The following is a 14,915-nucleotide window of genomic DNA, read 5'->3' on the forward strand; positions in this document are numbered from 1 at the left end:
TTCATAAATGAGGACGAGGGAATCTCAGCCAATCGGCTCAGTTCTGGTCCGCCGTCACGATCTGCGTGCGCATCCGGTCGAGCAGGCGGGCGCTGTCGTCGACGGAGAGCCGGGTGAACACTGCGGTGGCGATGCTGCCGTGGTCGGCCGAGGTGCAGACCACCACGTCCGTGCCGCCGTCCCGGCCGACCGCGCAGCGCCCGTGCCGGCCGCGCACCCCGGTCTCGACCACCTGCGCCTCGCCGAGCCGGTACTGCGCGGTGAGCCGGTCCAACTCCTTCTCGGCGTCCGCCTCCGGGGTGAACCGGAAGCCGGTGCCGCCGAACACGGTGACCCGCTTGCCGTCCCCGGTGGCGTAGACGCCGGCGAAGGTCTCCTCGGCCAGCCAGTGCGCCTTGCGTACCTCGGTCTCCAGCTGCCGGGCGGTCTGCTCCGACCGGCTGTCGTCGCGTAGCCGCAGGTCGTCCACCGCGGCCGGCAGCGCCGCCTTGGCCGGGTACTGCGCGGCGATCGGCATGCCGTAGTAGGCCGGGCAGCCGCAGCAGCAGGCCAGGGTGAGCAGCAGCAGCCAGGGCCAGCGGCGACGTTTGCGGACGGCGACCGGGACGTACCCCCTGGGGGCCTGCCAGCCGGGCGGCGGCGCCACCGGCGGCGGGGTCTGCTTCCCGCGCCGCTGCCGGGGCGGCCGGACCGGGGCCGCCGGCGGCGGGGCCGGTGGCCGGGCGACGAAGGCCGGTGGTGGGGCCGGTCGGGTGACCGGGGCCGGTGGTGGGGCCGGCCGGGAGGCCGGCGGTGGCGGCAGCGGCGCGGGCGGCGGCGAGACCGGGCCGGCGGGTGGCGGCGCGGGCGGTCCGGAGTACGGCCGGGTCGGCGGTGGCGCCGGGTAGGGCAGCGTCGGCGGCAACGTGGGCAGCTCGACCGACGGCAGCTCCCAACCCCCGGTGTCCGCGCCCGCCCACGGGTCGACCGGCGGCCGGTGCTCGGGCGGCTCGGGCGGGGCCGGCGGCACGGGGGTCGGCTCGGCCGACTCGCCCCAGGCCCGCCGGCGCGGCGGCGGGGGCGGGACCGGCGCGGAACCGCTCCACCGGGGCGCGGGCGCGGCGTCCGGCTCGCCGGCCGGCAACCGCCGGGTGCCCTGCGGCCCGAGGTCCGGCGCCGGGACCGTGCCGGGAGTCGGGGCGGGCGTCTCGTCCGCGTCGACGTTCCGCGGGTCCGCGCCGGGCTGGTCGGCGGGGGTCGGGTGCGGAGCGGGTTGCTCCGGTTCGTCGACGGTCGCGGCCTCCGGGTCGGTGCCGGGCTGGTCGGCGGGGGTCGGGTGCGGGGCGGGTTGCTCCGGTTCGTCCGCGGTCGCGGCCTCCGGGTCGGTGCCGGGCTGGTCGGCGGGGGTCGGGTGCGGGGCGGGTTGCTCCGGTTCGTCCGCGGTCGCGGGCTCCGGGTCGGTGCCGGCCTGGTCGGCGGGAGGCGTGCGGAGGTCGGCCGGCGGCGGGTCGCTCGCGGTCGCCGTGGGTGCGCCGGCCGGTGGCGTGCCCGCCTCCGGGGCCGGGCCGGGCGGGTCGGTGGGCAGCGTCGGGGTGCCCTCCGGGCCGGTGCGGGGCGGCTCGACCGGCGGTACGGGGGAGAGGGTCCGCTCCTCGCTGACCGCCGGATCCCGGTCCGGGTGCTGGTCCGGGGGGCTCCCGTCGGCCGGCCGGTCGGCTCCCGGCTGCGGCTGCGGCATCGCGGCAATCTCCTCTCGCGCCGATCCGAGGTTAGTACCGCTGCGCCACCGCCGTCGATCCGCCCACCACCAGCGCCGGTGACCCGGGTCGACGGCGGGTGAGCATGCCGTCCGGACACGAGCTGGTGGCGTGCACGCGGTCACCGCCGCCGGGCCGCGTACCCTTGGGCATCATGAGCGTCCCGTCCACCACCCCGCGCCCCGTCGCGGGCGAATCCGTCTGGCCCCGGCTGGAGCCGCTGCTGCCCCAGGTGACCAAGCCCATCCAGTACGTCGGTGGCGAGCTGGGTGCGGTGGTCAAGGACTGGGCCGCGGCGACCGTGCGCTGGGCGCTGATGTACCCCGACGCGTACGAGGTGGGCCTGCCCAACCAGGGCGTGCAGATCCTCTACGAGGTGCTCAACGAGCAGCCCGACGTGCTCGCCGAGCGGACGTACGCGGTCTGGCCGGACCTGGAGCGGCTGATGCGCACGCACGGCGTGCCGCAGTTCACCGTCGACGCGCACCGCTCGGTGCGTGACTTCGACGTGTTCGGCCTCTCCTTCTCCACCGAGCTGGGCTACACCAACCTGCTCACCGCGATCGACCTGGCCGGCATCCCGCTGCTCGCCGCCGACCGCACCGACGCCGACCCGGTGATCGTGGCCGGCGGGCACGCCGCCTTCAACCCGGAGCCGATCGCCGACTTCGTCGACGCCGCCGTGCTCGGCGACGGCGAGGAGGCGGTGCTGGAGATCACCGCGATCGTCCGGGAGTGGAAGGCCGAGGGCAGCCCGGGCGGGCGCGACGAGCTGCTGCTGCGGCTGGCCCGCACGGAGAGCGTCTACGTACCGCGTTTCTACGACGTCGACTACCTGCCGGACGGCCGGATCCAGCGGGTCGTGCCGAACCGGGCGGACGTGCCGTTCCGGGTGCACAAGCGCACGACGATGGACCTGGACGCCTGGCCGTACCCGAAGAAGCCGCTCGTGCCGCTGGCCGAGACGGTGCACGAGCGGTATGCGGTGGAGATCTTCCGGGGTTGCACCCGGGGCTGCCGGTTCTGCCAGGCCGGCATGATCACCCGGCCGGTCCGCGAGCGTTCCATCACCACGGTGGGGCAGATGGTGCAGCAGGGGCTGGAGTTCTCCGGCTTCCACGAGGTGGGCCTGCTGTCGCTGTCGTCGGCCGACCACTCCGAGATCGGCGACATGTGCTCCGGCCTGGCCGAGCAGTACGCGGGCACCAACGTCTCGCTGTCGCTGCCGTCCACCCGGGTGGACGCGTTCAACATCGACCTGGCACAGGAGCTGTCCCGCAACGGCCGGCGGACCGGCCTGACCTTCGCCCCCGAGGGCGGGTCGGAGCGGATCCGCAAGGTCATCAACAAGATGGTGTCGAAGGACGACCTGATCCGCACGGTGGTCACCGCGTACACCAACGGCTGGCGGCAGGTGAAGCTCTACTTCATGTGCGGCCTGCCCACCGAGACCGACGAGGACGTCCTCGAGATCGCCGACATGGCGCACGAGGTGATCCGGGCGGGCCGGGCGGCCACCGGCTCCAAGGACATCCGCTGCACCGTCTCGATCGGCGGGTTCGTACCGAAGCCGCACACCCCGTTCCAGTGGGCGGCGATGGAGCGGCCGGAGGTCATCGACGCCCGGCTCAAGCTGCTCAAGCAGGCGATCAACGCCGACCGTTCGCTGGGCCGGGCGATCGGCTTCCGCTACCACGACGGCGAGCCGTCGCTGATCGAGGGCCTGCTCAGCCGGGGTGACCGGCGGGTCGGCGCGGTGATCCGCAAGGTGTGGGAGAACGGCGGCCGGTTCGACGGTTGGAGCGAGCACTTCTCCTACCAGCGCTGGGTGGACGCCGCCGCCGAGGTGCTGCCCGCGTTCGGGGTGGACCTCGACTGGTACACCACCCGGGAGCGCGACGAGCTGGAGGTCCTGCCCTGGGACCACCTGGACTCCGGGCTGGACAAGGACTGGCTCTGGCAGGACTGGCAGGACTCGCTCTCGGAGTACGAGCAGGACGACTGCCGGTGGACCCCGTGCTTCGACTGCGGCGTCTGCCCCGCCATGGACACCGAGATCCAGATCGGCCCAACGGGCAAGAAACTCCTCCCCCTGACCCCCATCAACGGCCTCAAACTCCCCACCCCGCAGTAACCCACCCCGCGCCCGCGGCCCACTCGGTTGATCATGAAGTTGTTGTCACCGCCACCGCGTGTCGTCGACAATAACTTCATGATCAACGAGCACTGACCGAACGAGGAGCACGACGATCAGCAAGAGACCACAGCCGGAGGGCGGGCAGGCGCCGGTCGTCCAGCGCGTCCGGATCCGGTACGCCAAGCGCGGACCGCTGCGGTTCACCTCGCACCGGGACTTCGCCCGTGCGTTCGAGCGGGCGCTGCGCCGGGCCGGGGTGCCCGTCGCCTTCTCCCAGGGCTTCACCCCGCACCCCAAGATCTCGTACGCCAGCGCGGCGCCGACCGGCGTGGCGAGCGAGGCCGAGTACCTGGAGATCGGACTGCGCGAGCAGGTCGACCCGGCGCAGCTGCGCGCCGCCCTGGACGCCGCGCTCTCGCCCGGCCTCGACGTGCTGGAGGCCGTGGTGGCCACCGGCGGCAGCCTGGCCGACCGGATCGAGGCGTCCCACTGGCGGATCGAGCTGCCCGAGGTCGACCCGCGCGTGCTGGCGACCGCGGTGTCCGCTTTCACCGCCGCCGACGAGGTGCTGGTGGAGCGGATGACCAAGCAGGGCCGGCGCACCTTCGACGCCCGGGCGGCAGTCATCTCCATCGATGCCGTCGCGCCGACGGAGACGCCTTCCGGGGCGTTGGGCGTACCGTGTGCGATACTCGAACTGGTCGTGCGGCAGGTCACCCCCTCCGTACGACCCGATGACGTCCTTTCCGGCCTCCGCGTGGTGGCCGCCCTGGAGCCGCCGGTTCCGCCGAGGGTTATCCGGCTGGCTCAGGGCACGCTGACCGCGCAGGGTGCGATCGCGGATCCGTTGGAAGCGGACCGCGACGGGGCAACCATCGGCGGGCACTGACCGACGGTCAGCGCCCAGGCAGGCAGACTTCGCCGGTCGCACGACTCGCGCGCCCGGCGGAAACACCTTTGCGGCAACCCTGCGTGGCAGCGCTCACCCGCGCCCGGGGCGGCCAGAACTGGAGAACGTCCATGCTCGAGAACGAGCCCGAGGGCGGCGAACGGACCGGTGCACAGCCGGCCGGCGAGACCGCCGACAACAGCAACACCCTCGACGGCAGTGCCGTCGGAAGCGCCCCGCTCGCGGGGCCCGAGGGCGAGGCTCCGGCCGCGCCGACCCGGCGGCGGGCCACCCGGCGGCGGGCCGCCCCGCTGAACCAGCCCGAGCAGGTCGAGGCGCCGGTCGAGGCGTCCAGCGCGCCGACCCCGGGCAGCGGGGAGGCCCCGGAGGCCGAGGTCCTCGCTCCGATCTCCGGCGACCTCGACGCCGCGCCGAAGACCCCACGTCGCCGGCGCAAGGCCACCACCGCGAAGGCGGCCGAGGAGCAGCCGACCGAGGTGACGGAGGCGTCCGCCGCCGAGGCCGCGCCGCCGGTCAAGGCCACCCGTACCCGGCGGCGGAAGGCCGCCCCCGCGGCGGCCGAGCCGGCCGCGGAGACGCCGGCCGAGGGCGCCGCCCCGGCCGCCGAGCCCGCTGGCGTCGCACCGGCCGAAGCCGCCCCGGAGACCGGGCCGGCGGCCGGAACCGACTTCGGCGCCGCCGCGCCGGCGTCCGACAGCGGGGCCGAGCCCCGCTCCGGTGAGGTCCCGCCGGGCGTGGCGGTCAGCCCGCCCGAGGACGAGGAGGCCGAGCGCGAAGCGCCGGAGGCCGTCGAGCCCGAGGTCGTCGAGCCGGAGCCCCGGACCCGCCGCCGGCGGGCCGCGCTCTCCGCGCCCACCGTCCTGTTCATGGCACCGCAGCCGGAGGAACTCCCGGTCGCCCGGGTCGTCCCGCCGGCGCCGGTCGAGGAGCCCGCCGAGGAGGCGGCCGAGCCGTCCCGCCGGCGTCGGCGGGGTCGCCGCGAGGCCGAGCCGGTCGAGGCGGTGGAGATCGAGGAGGAGCCGACCGAGGAGCCCGAGGAAGCCGAAGAGGCCGCCGAGGAGGACGAGGAGGAGGCCGCGGCCGCCCGCCGCCGGCGCCGCCGGGGTCGCCGTGGCCGGGGCCGTGGCAAGGGCGGTGTCGAGGACGCCGAGGACGAGGAGGCCGAGGAGGCCATCCGGGCCGAGGCCGAGGAGGCTGAGGCGGAGGAGGCCGAGGAAGAGGAGGCCGAGGGCGGCGAGGGGCTGACCCGCCGCCGGCGTCGCCGGCGTCGCCGGGGTGCCGGGGACACCGAGGGGGCCGCCGACGACGGCGTGCCGACCGTCGTCAAGATCCGCGAGCCCCGGCGGACCGTCGACGAGGTGCAGGGCGTCTCCGGCTCGACCCGGCTGGAGGCCAAGCGGCAGCGCCGCCGGGACGGCCGCGAACAGCGCCGGACCCGCCCGCCGATCCTCAGCGAGTCGGAGTTCCTGGCCCGCCGGGAGGCGGTGGACCGGGTGATGGCGGTGCGCCAGCGCGGTGACCGTACCCAGATCGCCGTCCTCGAGGACGGCGTGCTGGTCGAGCACTACGTCACCCGCAACTCGTCCGGCACGATGGCCGGCAACGTCTACCTGGGCAAGGTGCAGAACGTCCTGCCGAGCATGGAGGCGGCCTTCGTCGACGTCGGCCGCGGCCGCAACGCGGTGCTCTACGCCGGCGAGGTCAACTGGGACGCCACCGGCCTGGAGGGGCGGGCCCGCTCGATCGAGCAGGCGCTGAAGTCCGGCGACTCGGTGCTGGTGCAGGTCACCAAGGACCCGATCGGGCACAAGGGCGCCCGGCTGACCAGCCACATCGCGCTCTCCGGCCGGCACCTGGTCTACGTGCCCAACGGCAATGCCTCCGGGATCAGCCGGAAGCTGCCGGACAACGAGCGCAAGCGGCTGCGGGACGTGCTGAAGAAGCTGGTGCCGGACGGCGCGGGCGTGATCGTGCGGACCGCCGCCGAGGGCGCCAGCGAGGACGAGTTGGCCCGCGACGTGAAGCGGCTCCAGGCGCAGTGGGAGGACATCCAGGCCAAGGCGGCCTCCGGTGGCGCCCCGGTGCTGCTCTACGAGGAGCCGGACCTGGTCATCCGGGTGGTCCGGGACCTGTTCAACGAGGACTTCCGCGAGCTGGTCATGGAGGGCGACGAGGCGTACGACATGGTCGAGTCGTACCTGTCACACGTCTCGCCCGACCTGGTGGCCCGGCTGCGCCGGCACGTCGGCACCACCGACGTCTTCGCCGAGTACCGGATCGACGAGCAGATCCTCAAGGGGCTCGACCGCAAGGTCTTCCTGCCCTCCGGCGGTCACCTGGTGATCGACCGGACCGAGGCGATGACCGTGGTCGACGTGAACACCGGCAAGTACACCGGCGCCGGCGGCAACCTGGAGGAGACGGTCACCCGGAACAACCTGGAGGCCGCCGAGGAGATCGTCCGCCAGCTGCGGCTGCGCGACATCGGCGGCATCGTGGTGATCGACTTCATCGACATGGTGCTGGAGTCGAACCGGGAGCTGGTGCTGCGCCGGCTGACCGAGTGCCTGGGCCGGGACCGCACCAAGCACCAAGTCACCGAGATCACCTCGCTGGGCCTGGTGCAGATGACCCGCAAGCGGATCGGCGCCGGCCTGCTGGAGGCGTTCAGCGAGACCTGCGAGTGCTGCAAGGGCCGCGGCGTGATCATTCACACCGAGCCGGTGCCGGAGAAGCCGCGCGGCGCCGGGGCGGGGGAGAAGGTCAAGGCGGTCGCCTCGGCGGTCGCCGCCCCGGAGGCGACCGGCGGGACGTCCCGGCGGCGGGCCCGCAAGGGCGCGCCGGCCGAGCGGACCGTGGTCGAGGTGACCGACACCGACACCGCCACCACGACGACGGACGCCGACTACCACGACACCATGGGCTACGACCTGTCCCGCTACGAGACGGACACCGCCGCCGCACCGGAGGTGTCCGACAGCCAGCAGGGCGAGTCGGCCCGGTTGGCCGCGCCGGACGACCCGGACGCGCTCGCCGAGGCCGACGCCGAGGAGTCGGAGGGCGGCACCGGGCGGCGCCGGTCGCGCCGTGGCGGCGCCCGACGGCGTACCCGGCCGTGACCGGCTGACCAGCCTCGGGTTTGACAGGGCCCCTTCCCCGGCAATGTCCGGTGGGAGGGGCTCTGCCGTCCGGCCCGTGGGGCCGGGACCGGTTCGCCCCCGGGACCGGAGGAGAAGCATGCGCCGTCTGCTCGCCATCACGGTGGTCGCCACCGCCCTGCTCGTACCGGCGGGTTGCGCCGCCGACCGCACGGCGGTCGGCCCGGTCACCCCGGCCGCGTCGGCGGGCGCCCTGACGTCCGGCCCGGTGGCGAGCGGGGCGGCCGGCGGCGACGCCACCGGGGCGTGCGCCGCCGCGCGGCAGGCCGGCGCCACCGCGGTGACCACGTACGTCGAGGAGGTGGGCAGGATGCTCGCCGCCATCGGGGCGAACGACACCGCGACGGCGGAAACCGCCCGCCGACGGGCCGAGGCCGCCCTCACCGGCTGGCGGACGGCCCTGCGGCAGCAGGCGGAGCGGGCCGCGGATCCCCAGCTCAAGACCCTGCTGGCCGATCTGGCCGGCGAGGTGGCGGCGCTGGGCACCGACCTCGACGCGATCGACGAGACCGAGCTCGACCGGCTCCAGCAGCGCCTCGACCAGGTGTGCGGCCGCTGACCGGCCGGCCCGGTTTGGGCGTCCGGCCAGGCATGGCGTACGCTTGCCTGCGGCGCACTTTGGTGTGCCGAGTTCCCGCGTGCCCACGCCGCCGTGCCACTGCTACCCGGCGAGCCGCCGCGGGGACTACCGCCAGCAGCCTCAACGACAGGGAGTCCGCCTCCGATGTACGCGATCGTCAAGACCGGCGGCAAGCAGTACAAGGTCGCCGAGGGCGACGTGATCGAGGTCGAGAAGCTCGCCGGTGCCCCCGGCGACGCGGTGAAGCTCGCCGCGGTGCTCCTCGTCGACGGTGACGACCTGGTGACCGACGCGGCGAAGCTTGCCAAGGTCGAGGTGTCCGGCGAGATCGCCGCGCACACCAAGGGCCCGAAGATCCGGATCCACAAGTTCAAGAACAAGACCGGCTACCACAAGCGCCAGGGTCACCGCCAGCCGCTGACCCAGGTCAAGGTGACCGGCATCTCCAGCGGGAAGTAGGTCGTCCTCCAATGGCTCACAAAAAGGGTGCGTCCAGCTCGCGTAACGGCCGTGACTCCGCGGCCCAGCGGCTCGGCGTGAAGCGCTTCGGTGGTCAGGTCGTCAGCGCCGGCGAGATCCTCGTCCGGCAGCGTGGCACCAAGTTCCACCCCGGTGACCTGGTCGGCCGCGGCGGTGACGACACGCTCTTCGCGCTGGCCGCCGGTTCGGTGCAGTTCGGCACCAAGCGCGGTCGCAAGACCGTCAGCATCGTGCCGCAGCAGTAGTTGTTCGGTCGAAGCGGGCCGCGGACCTGGTGTCCCGGCCCGCTTCGCCGTTTCTCGTGCGGGGACGTGCCTCGCTGGAAGGATTGGCGTCGTGACGACGTTCGTTGACCGGGTCGTCCTGCACCTGCAGGCCGGCGACGGCGGGCACGGCTGTGTCTCGATTCACCGGGAGAAGTTCAAGCCGTTCGGTGGCCCCGACGGCGGCAACGGCGGGCACGGCGGCAGCGTGTCGCTGGTGGTCGACCCGCAGGTGCACACGCTGCTCGACTTCCACTTCCGCCCGCACGTCAAGGCGCCGAACGGCAAGGGCGGGGCCGGTTCGAACCGGGACGGCGCCAACGGCGGCGACCTGGTGCTCAAGGTGCCCAACGGCACCGTGGTGCAGACGCTCGACGGCACCGTGCTGGCCGACATGGTCGGCGCCGGCACCACCTTCGAGGTGGCCCGGGGCGGGCGCGGCGGGCGGGGCAACGCCGCGCTGGCCAACGCCCGCCGCAAGGCACCCGGCTTCGCCGAACTGGGCGAGCCCGGCGAGCACCTCGACGTGGTGCTGGAGCTGAAGAGCGTGGCCGACGTCGGTCTGGTCGGCTTCCCGTCGGCCGGCAAGTCGTCGCTGATCTCGGTGATCTCCGCCGCCAAGCCGAAGATCGCCGACTACCCGTTCACCACCCTGGTGCCCAACCTCGGCGTGGTCCGGGTCGACAACCACACCTTCACCGTCGCGGACGTGCCGGGTCTGATCCCGGGCGCGGCCACCGGCAAGGGGCTCGGGCTGGAGTTCCTCCGGCACGTCGAGCGGTGCGCGGTGCTGGTGCACGTAATCGACACGGCGACCCTGGAGCCGGGGCGGGACCCGCTCGCCGACATCGACACCATCGAGGCCGAGCTGGCCGAGTACGGCGGGTTGGCCGATCGGCCCCGGCTGGTCGCGCTGAACAAGGTCGACGTGCCGGACGGCCGCGACCTCGCCGAGATCGTCCGCCCCGACCTGGAGGCGCGGGGCCTGCGGGTGTTCGAGGTCTCCGCGGCCACCCGGGAGGGGCTCAAGGAGCTCACCTACGCGATGGCGGAACTGGTGGAGGCGGCGCGCCAGGCGGCCCCGCCGGCCGAGCCGACCCGCATCGTGATCCGCCCGACCGCGGTGGACGACGCCGGGTTCACCATCGAGCCGGCGCCGGACGGCGCCTGGGTGGTGCGCGGCGTACGGCCGGAGCGCTGGGTACGGCAGACGAACTTCGACAACGACGAGGCGGTCGGCTACCTCGCCGACCGGCTGGCCCGGCTGGGTGTCGAGGAGAAGCTCGCCAAGGCCGGTGCCGAGGCCGGCGACCTGGTCCGCATCGGCGACCGGGAGTTCGACTGGCAGCCCACCCTCTACGCCGGCGTCGACTTCATCCCCGGCAACCGGGGCACCGACGTGCGGCTGGAGGAGAAGTCGACCCGGGCCCCGGCGGCGGAGCGGTTGGCGGCCCGCAAGGCCCGCCGGCAGCGGCCGGCCGACGAGATCGAGGCCGGCGACGTGGCGGCCGGCGAGCCGGCGGTGGAGGCCGACGCCGAATAGCTGGTTGCGCTCCGTGACCAGGCCGCCCGCCGGAAACCTGGGCGAAATCCGCGCGTCGTAACGTGGCGTGATGCTGATCGAGTCACGTCCCGCCACCGATCCGGAGATCGCCGCCCTGGTCGCGGCCCAGCAGCGCGAGTTGCGCGAGGCCGACGGCGGGCTGGACGGGCAGGCCACCGTGACCCACAGCGACATCCGCTACCTGGCGGTGGTCGTCGACGGGCGCGCGGTGGCCTGCGGCGGGATCCAGGCACTGGACGCCGGCACCGGTGAGCTCAAGCGGATGTACGTGCGGCCCGCGTACCGGGGGCGGGGGATCGCCCGACAGTTGCTCGTCGCGCTCGAGGAACTGGCCTTCCGGCAGGGGCACGAGACGGTCTGCCTGGAGACCGGCAGTTACCTGCCGGCGGCCATCGGCCTCTACACCTCCAGCGGCTACCAGCCGATCCCGGTCTACGGCGAGTACGTCGACAACCCGTACAGCGTCTGCTTCGCCAAGCGGCTGCGCGTGCCGGCCTGACGGCGCGCCGGTCCCCCCGCCGCCGGCCACCGGCGGCCGGACGGCCGGTCAGTCGCCGGTGTGCGCGTGCTCGACGGTGACCGGCTTGGACTCCGGCGAGGCGTGCTGGCGCAGGAAGATGCTCAGCACGATCAGGGTGCCGACGGCGAGGAACTCGCTCTGCCAGTTCTGCATGGACTGGAACCAGAAGTCGCTGGTGCCCAGGAACTCCCAGACGCCGACCGGCGGGGCGCCGCTCTGCAGCGCCTGCTGCTGGTTGTACTCGGCGGTGCCGGCGAACAGGTGGCCGAGGAACGAGCCGGCGAAGATCAGCAGCAGCGCGATGGAGAGGCTGTTGCGGTAGACCACCAGGGGCAGCCCGCCGGCGTGTACCGGCCAGGGGGACTCCGGCTTGGCCCGCCGCTCGTCGTCCTCGGGCCGGTCGGTCTGCTCCAGCGGCTTCGACTCCGCCGACCCGCGCTGCACCAGGTACGCGGTGAGCAGCACGTAGCCGCCCATCTGGAGGAACTCCGACTCCCAGTTCTCGAAGACCGCCTCCAGGAAGTGCCCGCTGCTCAGGTATGCCAGCCAGCTCACCTGGGGCGCCCCGTACTCGGCCAGTTCCTGGTTGTGGGTCTGCCAGCCGAACACGCTCTGCAGCACCAGGAAGACTCCGAACGCGCCGAACATCGACACGCTCAGTGCGTTGTCACGCAGCCAGCGGGGCATCGTCGCCTCCTCGTCGGAGATCCTGTGACTCTCCGTTGCCCCACCGGACCAGCCGGCAAACTCCGCCGACCCTCCGGTAACCCCCCGGGTACGGCGGCGCCGCCGGTCAGGGGCGGTCGAACGGGGTGTCCAGCCGGCTGCCGGTGCCGAGTTGGTTGGACAGCAGCAGGCCGAGGGCGAGCATGCCGAAGCCGAGCACCAGGTGCAGCCAGTTGACGGCGTCGTTGAGCGGGATGAAGTTCGCCGCGCTCTCCCGGTTGATGACGAAGCCGTAGAGCCAGAGCCCGAGGTAGAGCGCGCCGCCGCCGGCCAGAAAGATCCGGGCCCCGGCGACGCTGCGGGCCATCAGCAGGCCGAGCAGGCCGAAACCCAGGTGCAGGATGTTGTGCAGGATCGACACCTGGAACAGACCGAGCAGCTTGGCCTCGGAGTGGTGCCCGGCGAAGTTCATCTCGTCGTAGCCGGTGGTGATGCCGGGGATGAAGCCGAGCACCCCGATCAGGGTGAAGACCCCGGCCGCGGCCAGCGCGGCGAGTTGGACCGCTGACTTCCGCCCCGCGACCGCGCCACCGCGTGCGTCACGCGCCATCGATGTCACCTCCGTGGATCCGCGGAGTCTCCGCGGCGCCGGTCGCGAGGAACGCTCGTGACAGTCCGTATCGGCGACGTCACCCCAACCCGACGATCCTCCATTTTGTAACCCTGCGCGGACGGCTCCGCAGAGAAATGGCGAATCAGGTATGGACCCGGCGACGCAGGGTAGGTGAATTTGCGCGCCGGTCGGACGGCCGGCGCGTTCCCCCAGCACACCGCGACGACTTTCCGAGCGGAAGGGACATCATGACTTACGATCTGTCACCCACGTCTGCCACGTACGGGCAGGAGTCGACGAACGGCGGCGGCGTCCGCGACCAGGCCCGCCAGGTCGGGTCGGAGGCCAAGCAGGCCGGCGGCGCGGTCGCGCAGACCGCCAAGGAACAGGGCACCGAGGTCGGCCGCGAGGCGGCCCGGCAGGCCCGCAACCTGTACGGCGAGGCCCGCAGCCAGCTCGCCAGCCAGACCAGCGAGCAGCAGCGCCGCGCCGCCGGCGGGCTCCGCTCGCTCGCCGACGAGATGCGGACGATGGCCGAGCAGGGTGGGCAGGCCGGCCCGGTGAGCGAACTCGCCCGCCAGGCCGCCGACCGGGTGCACGGGGTGGCCGGCTGGCTGGAGGCGCGCGAGCCCGGCGACATCCTGGCCGAGGTGCGCGACTACGCCCGCCGCAACCCGGGCACCTTCCTGGTCGGCGCGGCCGTGCTCGGCGTGCTCGCCGGTCGGCTGACCAAGAACATCGCCGCCACCGGCGACGGCCAGGGCGGCAGCCACCGGGCGTACGGCTCGGACGCCGGCTACGACCCGGACCAGACCGCGGTCATCCCCACCCCGCCGGCCCCCCGCGCGGTCCCGGACGCCGTGCCGCCGGGCGGCTACCTCGACCCGGCGCCGGCCGCCCGCCCGGACACCGGCACCACCACCAGCTACGCCGACCCGGCCGGCGGCACCGGCCAGCCGCTGCCGCCGGTGAACCAGACCGACCCGCTGCCGGGCGTGCCGTCCAGCGGAACCACCCGTCCGTGAGCCGAGTCATCCGAAGGGAGGCGGCGGCATGAGCATGCCGACGCAGGGGTCCGGACTGGACTCCGGTTACCAGCCCCCCGCGGGTGCGCCGCACACCGCGGACGAGGTCCGGGGCAGCTCGATCGGCGAGCTGATGCGCCAGGTCACCACCGACCTGTCCACTCTGATGCGTCAGGAGGTGGAGCTGGCCAAGGCGGAGATCCGCCAGGAGGGCAAGAAGGCGGGCAAGGCCGCCGGCTTCTTCGGCGGCGCCGGCTTCGGCGGCTACATGGTGGCGCTGTTCCTCTCGCTGGCCCTGTGGGCCGGGCTGTCCAACGTGATGGACGCCGGCTGGGCGGCGTTGATCGTGGCCGTCATCTGGGGCGCGATCGCCGCCGTCCTCTACTCCATGGCGAAGAAGAACGCGGAGCGGATCCGCGGCCTCAAGCAGACCAACGACAGCGTGCAGCGGATCCCCGACGCGCTCAAGCCCCACCCGCAGGAGGTCACCCGATGAGCACCGACCCCGCCCAGATCCGCCGGGAGATCGAGGCCACCCGCAGCAACCTGAGCTCCGACGTGGACGCGCTGGCGTACAAGGTCAGCCCGAGCCGCATCGTCGACGACCGCAAGCAGCGGGTCCGTACCGCGCTGCAGAATGTGAGGGACAAGGTGATGGGAACCGCTTCGGACCTGGGCCACGGCACCGGCCACGCCGCCCACTCGGTGGGCGACCGGGCCTCGTCGGCGGCCCACACGGTCAGCGACAAGGCCCAGTCGGCGGCCTCGACCGTCGGCGACGCCGCGCAGCGGGCGCCGCAGGTGATCCGGGAGAAGTCCGAGGGCAACCCGCTGGCCGCCGGCCTGATCGCGTTCGGCGTCGGCTGGCTGGCCTCGTCGCTGATCCCGGCCACCCGCCGCGAGCAGCAGGTGGCCAGCCAGGTCAAGGAGAAGGCCGGCGAGCACACCGGAGTGGTCAAGGAGAAGCTGACCGAGGTGGCCGGTGAGCTGAAGCAGGAGTTGCGCGAGCCGGCGCAGCAGGCGACCGAGTCGGTGAAGTCCACCGCGCAGGACGCCGTGCACGCCGTGAAGGACGACACGAAGTCCGCCGCGCAGGACGTGAAGGACCAGGCGCAGCACTCCCGCGACCAGGTGCGGTACTGACCGGTCGGTCACCGTACACCGCAGCTCGCGGCCACTACCCGGCACCGCCGGCCAGTGGCCGCGAGCTGTCGTGTGCGCCCCGACCCTCGCGATCTCGCGCACCGGGCCCAGCCCGTGCGG

General features: G+C 73.7%; 14 protein-coding genes. 11 read left to right on the forward strand and 3 right to left on the reverse strand.

Annotation, left to right across the window (positions count from 1 at the left end; all coding sequences use genetic code 11):
• Nucleotides 1-37 precede the first annotated feature (37 nt).
• A complete protein-coding gene (locus GA0070609_RS35140; protein WP_269459269.1) occupies nt 38-1,717 on the reverse strand; it encodes a hypothetical protein in 1,680 nt (559 codons plus the stop codon).
• Between the two features lie 173 nt (nt 1,718-1,890).
• Between GA0070609_RS35140 and GA0070609_RS03010 the strand changes: the two genes are divergently transcribed.
• From GA0070609_RS03010 to GA0070609_RS03045, 8 genes are all read left to right on the forward strand, one after another.
• Nucleotides 1,891-3,870 (forward strand): TIGR03960 family B12-binding radical SAM protein, encoded by a 1,980-nt coding sequence (locus GA0070609_RS03010; RefSeq protein WP_088992376.1) that lies wholly within the window; start codon nt 1,891-1,893, stop codon nt 3,868-3,870.
• Between the two features lie 172 nt (nt 3,871-4,042).
• On the forward strand, nt 4,043-4,762 hold the full coding sequence (locus GA0070609_RS03015) for a TIGR03936 family radical SAM-associated protein (protein ID WP_088992377.1): 720 nt from the start codon (nt 4,043-4,045) through the stop codon (nt 4,760-4,762).
• A gap of 131 nt (nt 4,763-4,893) precedes the next feature.
• Complete coding sequence (locus GA0070609_RS03020; RefSeq protein WP_088992378.1) at nt 4,894-7,902, forward strand: Rne/Rng family ribonuclease; 3,009 nt, start codon at nt 4,894-4,896, stop codon at nt 7,900-7,902.
• Nucleotides 7,903-8,020: 118 nt separating this feature from the next.
• Nucleotides 8,021-8,500, forward strand: coding sequence for a hypothetical protein (locus tag GA0070609_RS03025; protein WP_088992379.1), 480 nt, complete (start codon nt 8,021-8,023; stop codon nt 8,498-8,500).
• Between the two features lie 165 nt (nt 8,501-8,665).
• Nucleotides 8,666-8,980, forward strand: a complete 315-nt coding sequence (gene rplU, locus GA0070609_RS03030) for a 50S ribosomal protein L21 (RefSeq protein ID WP_088992380.1) — start codon at nt 8,666-8,668, stop codon at nt 8,978-8,980.
• 11 nt (nt 8,981-8,991) lie between these two features.
• Nucleotides 8,992-9,246 carry a 50S ribosomal protein L27 gene (gene rpmA / locus GA0070609_RS03035; RefSeq protein ID WP_088992381.1) on the forward strand — a complete coding sequence of 85 codons (255 nt, stop codon included), beginning with the start codon at nt 8,992-8,994 and terminating at the stop codon, nt 9,244-9,246.
• 91 nt (nt 9,247-9,337) lie between these two features.
• Nucleotides 9,338-10,807, forward strand: a complete 1,470-nt coding sequence (obgE, locus tag GA0070609_RS03040) for a GTPase ObgE (RefSeq protein ID WP_088992382.1) — start codon at nt 9,338-9,340, stop codon at nt 10,805-10,807.
• Nucleotides 10,808-10,877: 70 nt separating this feature from the next.
• Nucleotides 10,878-11,327 (forward strand): GNAT family N-acetyltransferase, encoded by a 450-nt coding sequence (locus GA0070609_RS03045; protein ID WP_088992383.1) that lies wholly within the window; start codon nt 10,878-10,880, stop codon nt 11,325-11,327.
• A gap of 48 nt (nt 11,328-11,375) precedes the next feature.
• On the opposite strand, the gene GA0070609_RS03050 is transcribed toward GA0070609_RS03045, so the two are convergent.
• Both GA0070609_RS03050 and GA0070609_RS03055 read right to left on the reverse strand, forming a co-directional pair.
• A complete protein-coding gene (locus GA0070609_RS03050) occupies nt 11,376-12,035 on the reverse strand; it encodes a DUF6766 family protein (RefSeq protein ID WP_088992384.1) in 660 nt (219 codons plus the stop codon).
• Nucleotides 12,036-12,141: 106 nt separating this feature from the next.
• Nucleotides 12,142-12,624 (reverse strand): DUF4383 domain-containing protein, encoded by a 483-nt coding sequence (locus GA0070609_RS03055; RefSeq protein ID WP_088992385.1) that lies wholly within the window; start codon nt 12,622-12,624, stop codon nt 12,142-12,144.
• Nucleotides 12,625-12,875: 251 nt separating this feature from the next.
• Between GA0070609_RS03055 and GA0070609_RS03060 the strand changes: the two genes are divergently transcribed.
• From GA0070609_RS03060 to GA0070609_RS03070, 3 genes are read left to right on the forward strand one after another with little or no spacing between them, the layout of a single operon-like run.
• Nucleotides 12,876-13,652, forward strand: coding sequence for a hypothetical protein (locus tag GA0070609_RS03060; RefSeq protein ID WP_088992386.1), 777 nt, complete (start codon nt 12,876-12,878; stop codon nt 13,650-13,652).
• Between the two features lie 28 nt (nt 13,653-13,680).
• Nucleotides 13,681-14,148, forward strand: a complete 468-nt coding sequence (locus tag GA0070609_RS03065; RefSeq protein WP_088992387.1) for a phage holin family protein — start codon at nt 13,681-13,683, stop codon at nt 14,146-14,148.
• A complete protein-coding gene (locus tag GA0070609_RS03070) occupies nt 14,145-14,795 on the forward strand; it encodes a DUF3618 domain-containing protein (protein ID WP_088992388.1) in 651 nt (216 codons plus the stop codon). The genes GA0070609_RS03065 and GA0070609_RS03070 overlap by 4 nt, the downstream gene beginning before the upstream one ends.
• Nucleotides 14,796-14,915: the final 120 nt, after the last annotated feature.

The organism is Micromonospora echinaurantiaca (assembly GCF_900090235.1).
GTDB classification, from domain to species: domain Bacteria; phylum Actinomycetota; class Actinomycetes; order Mycobacteriales; family Micromonosporaceae; genus Micromonospora; species Micromonospora echinaurantiaca.

Excerpts from the sequence above, each read along its gene's own strand:
- GA0070609_RS35140 (WP_269459269.1), bottom strand. The coding sequence starts at position 1,717 with ATGCCGCAGCCGCAGCCGGGAGCCGACCGGCCGGCCGACGGGAGCCCC.
- GA0070609_RS03010 (WP_088992376.1), top strand. The coding sequence starts at position 1,891 with ATGAGCGTCCCGTCCACCACCCCGCGCCCCGTCGCGGGCGAATCCGTC.
- GA0070609_RS03020 (WP_088992378.1), top strand. The coding sequence starts at position 4,894 with ATGCTCGAGAACGAGCCCGAGGGCGGCGAACGGACCGGTGCACAGCCG.
- GA0070609_RS03025 (WP_088992379.1), top strand. The coding sequence starts at position 8,021 with ATGCGCCGTCTGCTCGCCATCACGGTGGTCGCCACCGCCCTGCTCGTA.
- rplU (WP_088992380.1), top strand. The coding sequence starts at position 8,666 with ATGTACGCGATCGTCAAGACCGGCGGCAAGCAGTACAAGGTCGCCGAG.
- rpmA (WP_088992381.1), top strand. The coding sequence starts at position 8,992 with ATGGCTCACAAAAAGGGTGCGTCCAGCTCGCGTAACGGCCGTGACTCC.
- GA0070609_RS03045 (WP_088992383.1), top strand. The coding sequence starts at position 10,878 with ATGCTGATCGAGTCACGTCCCGCCACCGATCCGGAGATCGCCGCCCTG.
- GA0070609_RS03050 (WP_088992384.1), bottom strand. The coding sequence starts at position 12,035 with ATGCCCCGCTGGCTGCGTGACAACGCACTGAGCGTGTCGATGTTCGGC.
- GA0070609_RS03055 (WP_088992385.1), bottom strand. The coding sequence starts at position 12,624 with ATGGCGCGTGACGCACGCGGTGGCGCGGTCGCGGGGCGGAAGTCAGCG.
- GA0070609_RS03060 (WP_088992386.1), top strand. The coding sequence starts at position 12,876 with ATGACTTACGATCTGTCACCCACGTCTGCCACGTACGGGCAGGAGTCG.
- GA0070609_RS03065 (WP_088992387.1), top strand. The coding sequence starts at position 13,681 with ATGAGCATGCCGACGCAGGGGTCCGGACTGGACTCCGGTTACCAGCCC.
- GA0070609_RS03070 (WP_088992388.1), top strand. The coding sequence starts at position 14,145 with ATGAGCACCGACCCCGCCCAGATCCGCCGGGAGATCGAGGCCACCCGC.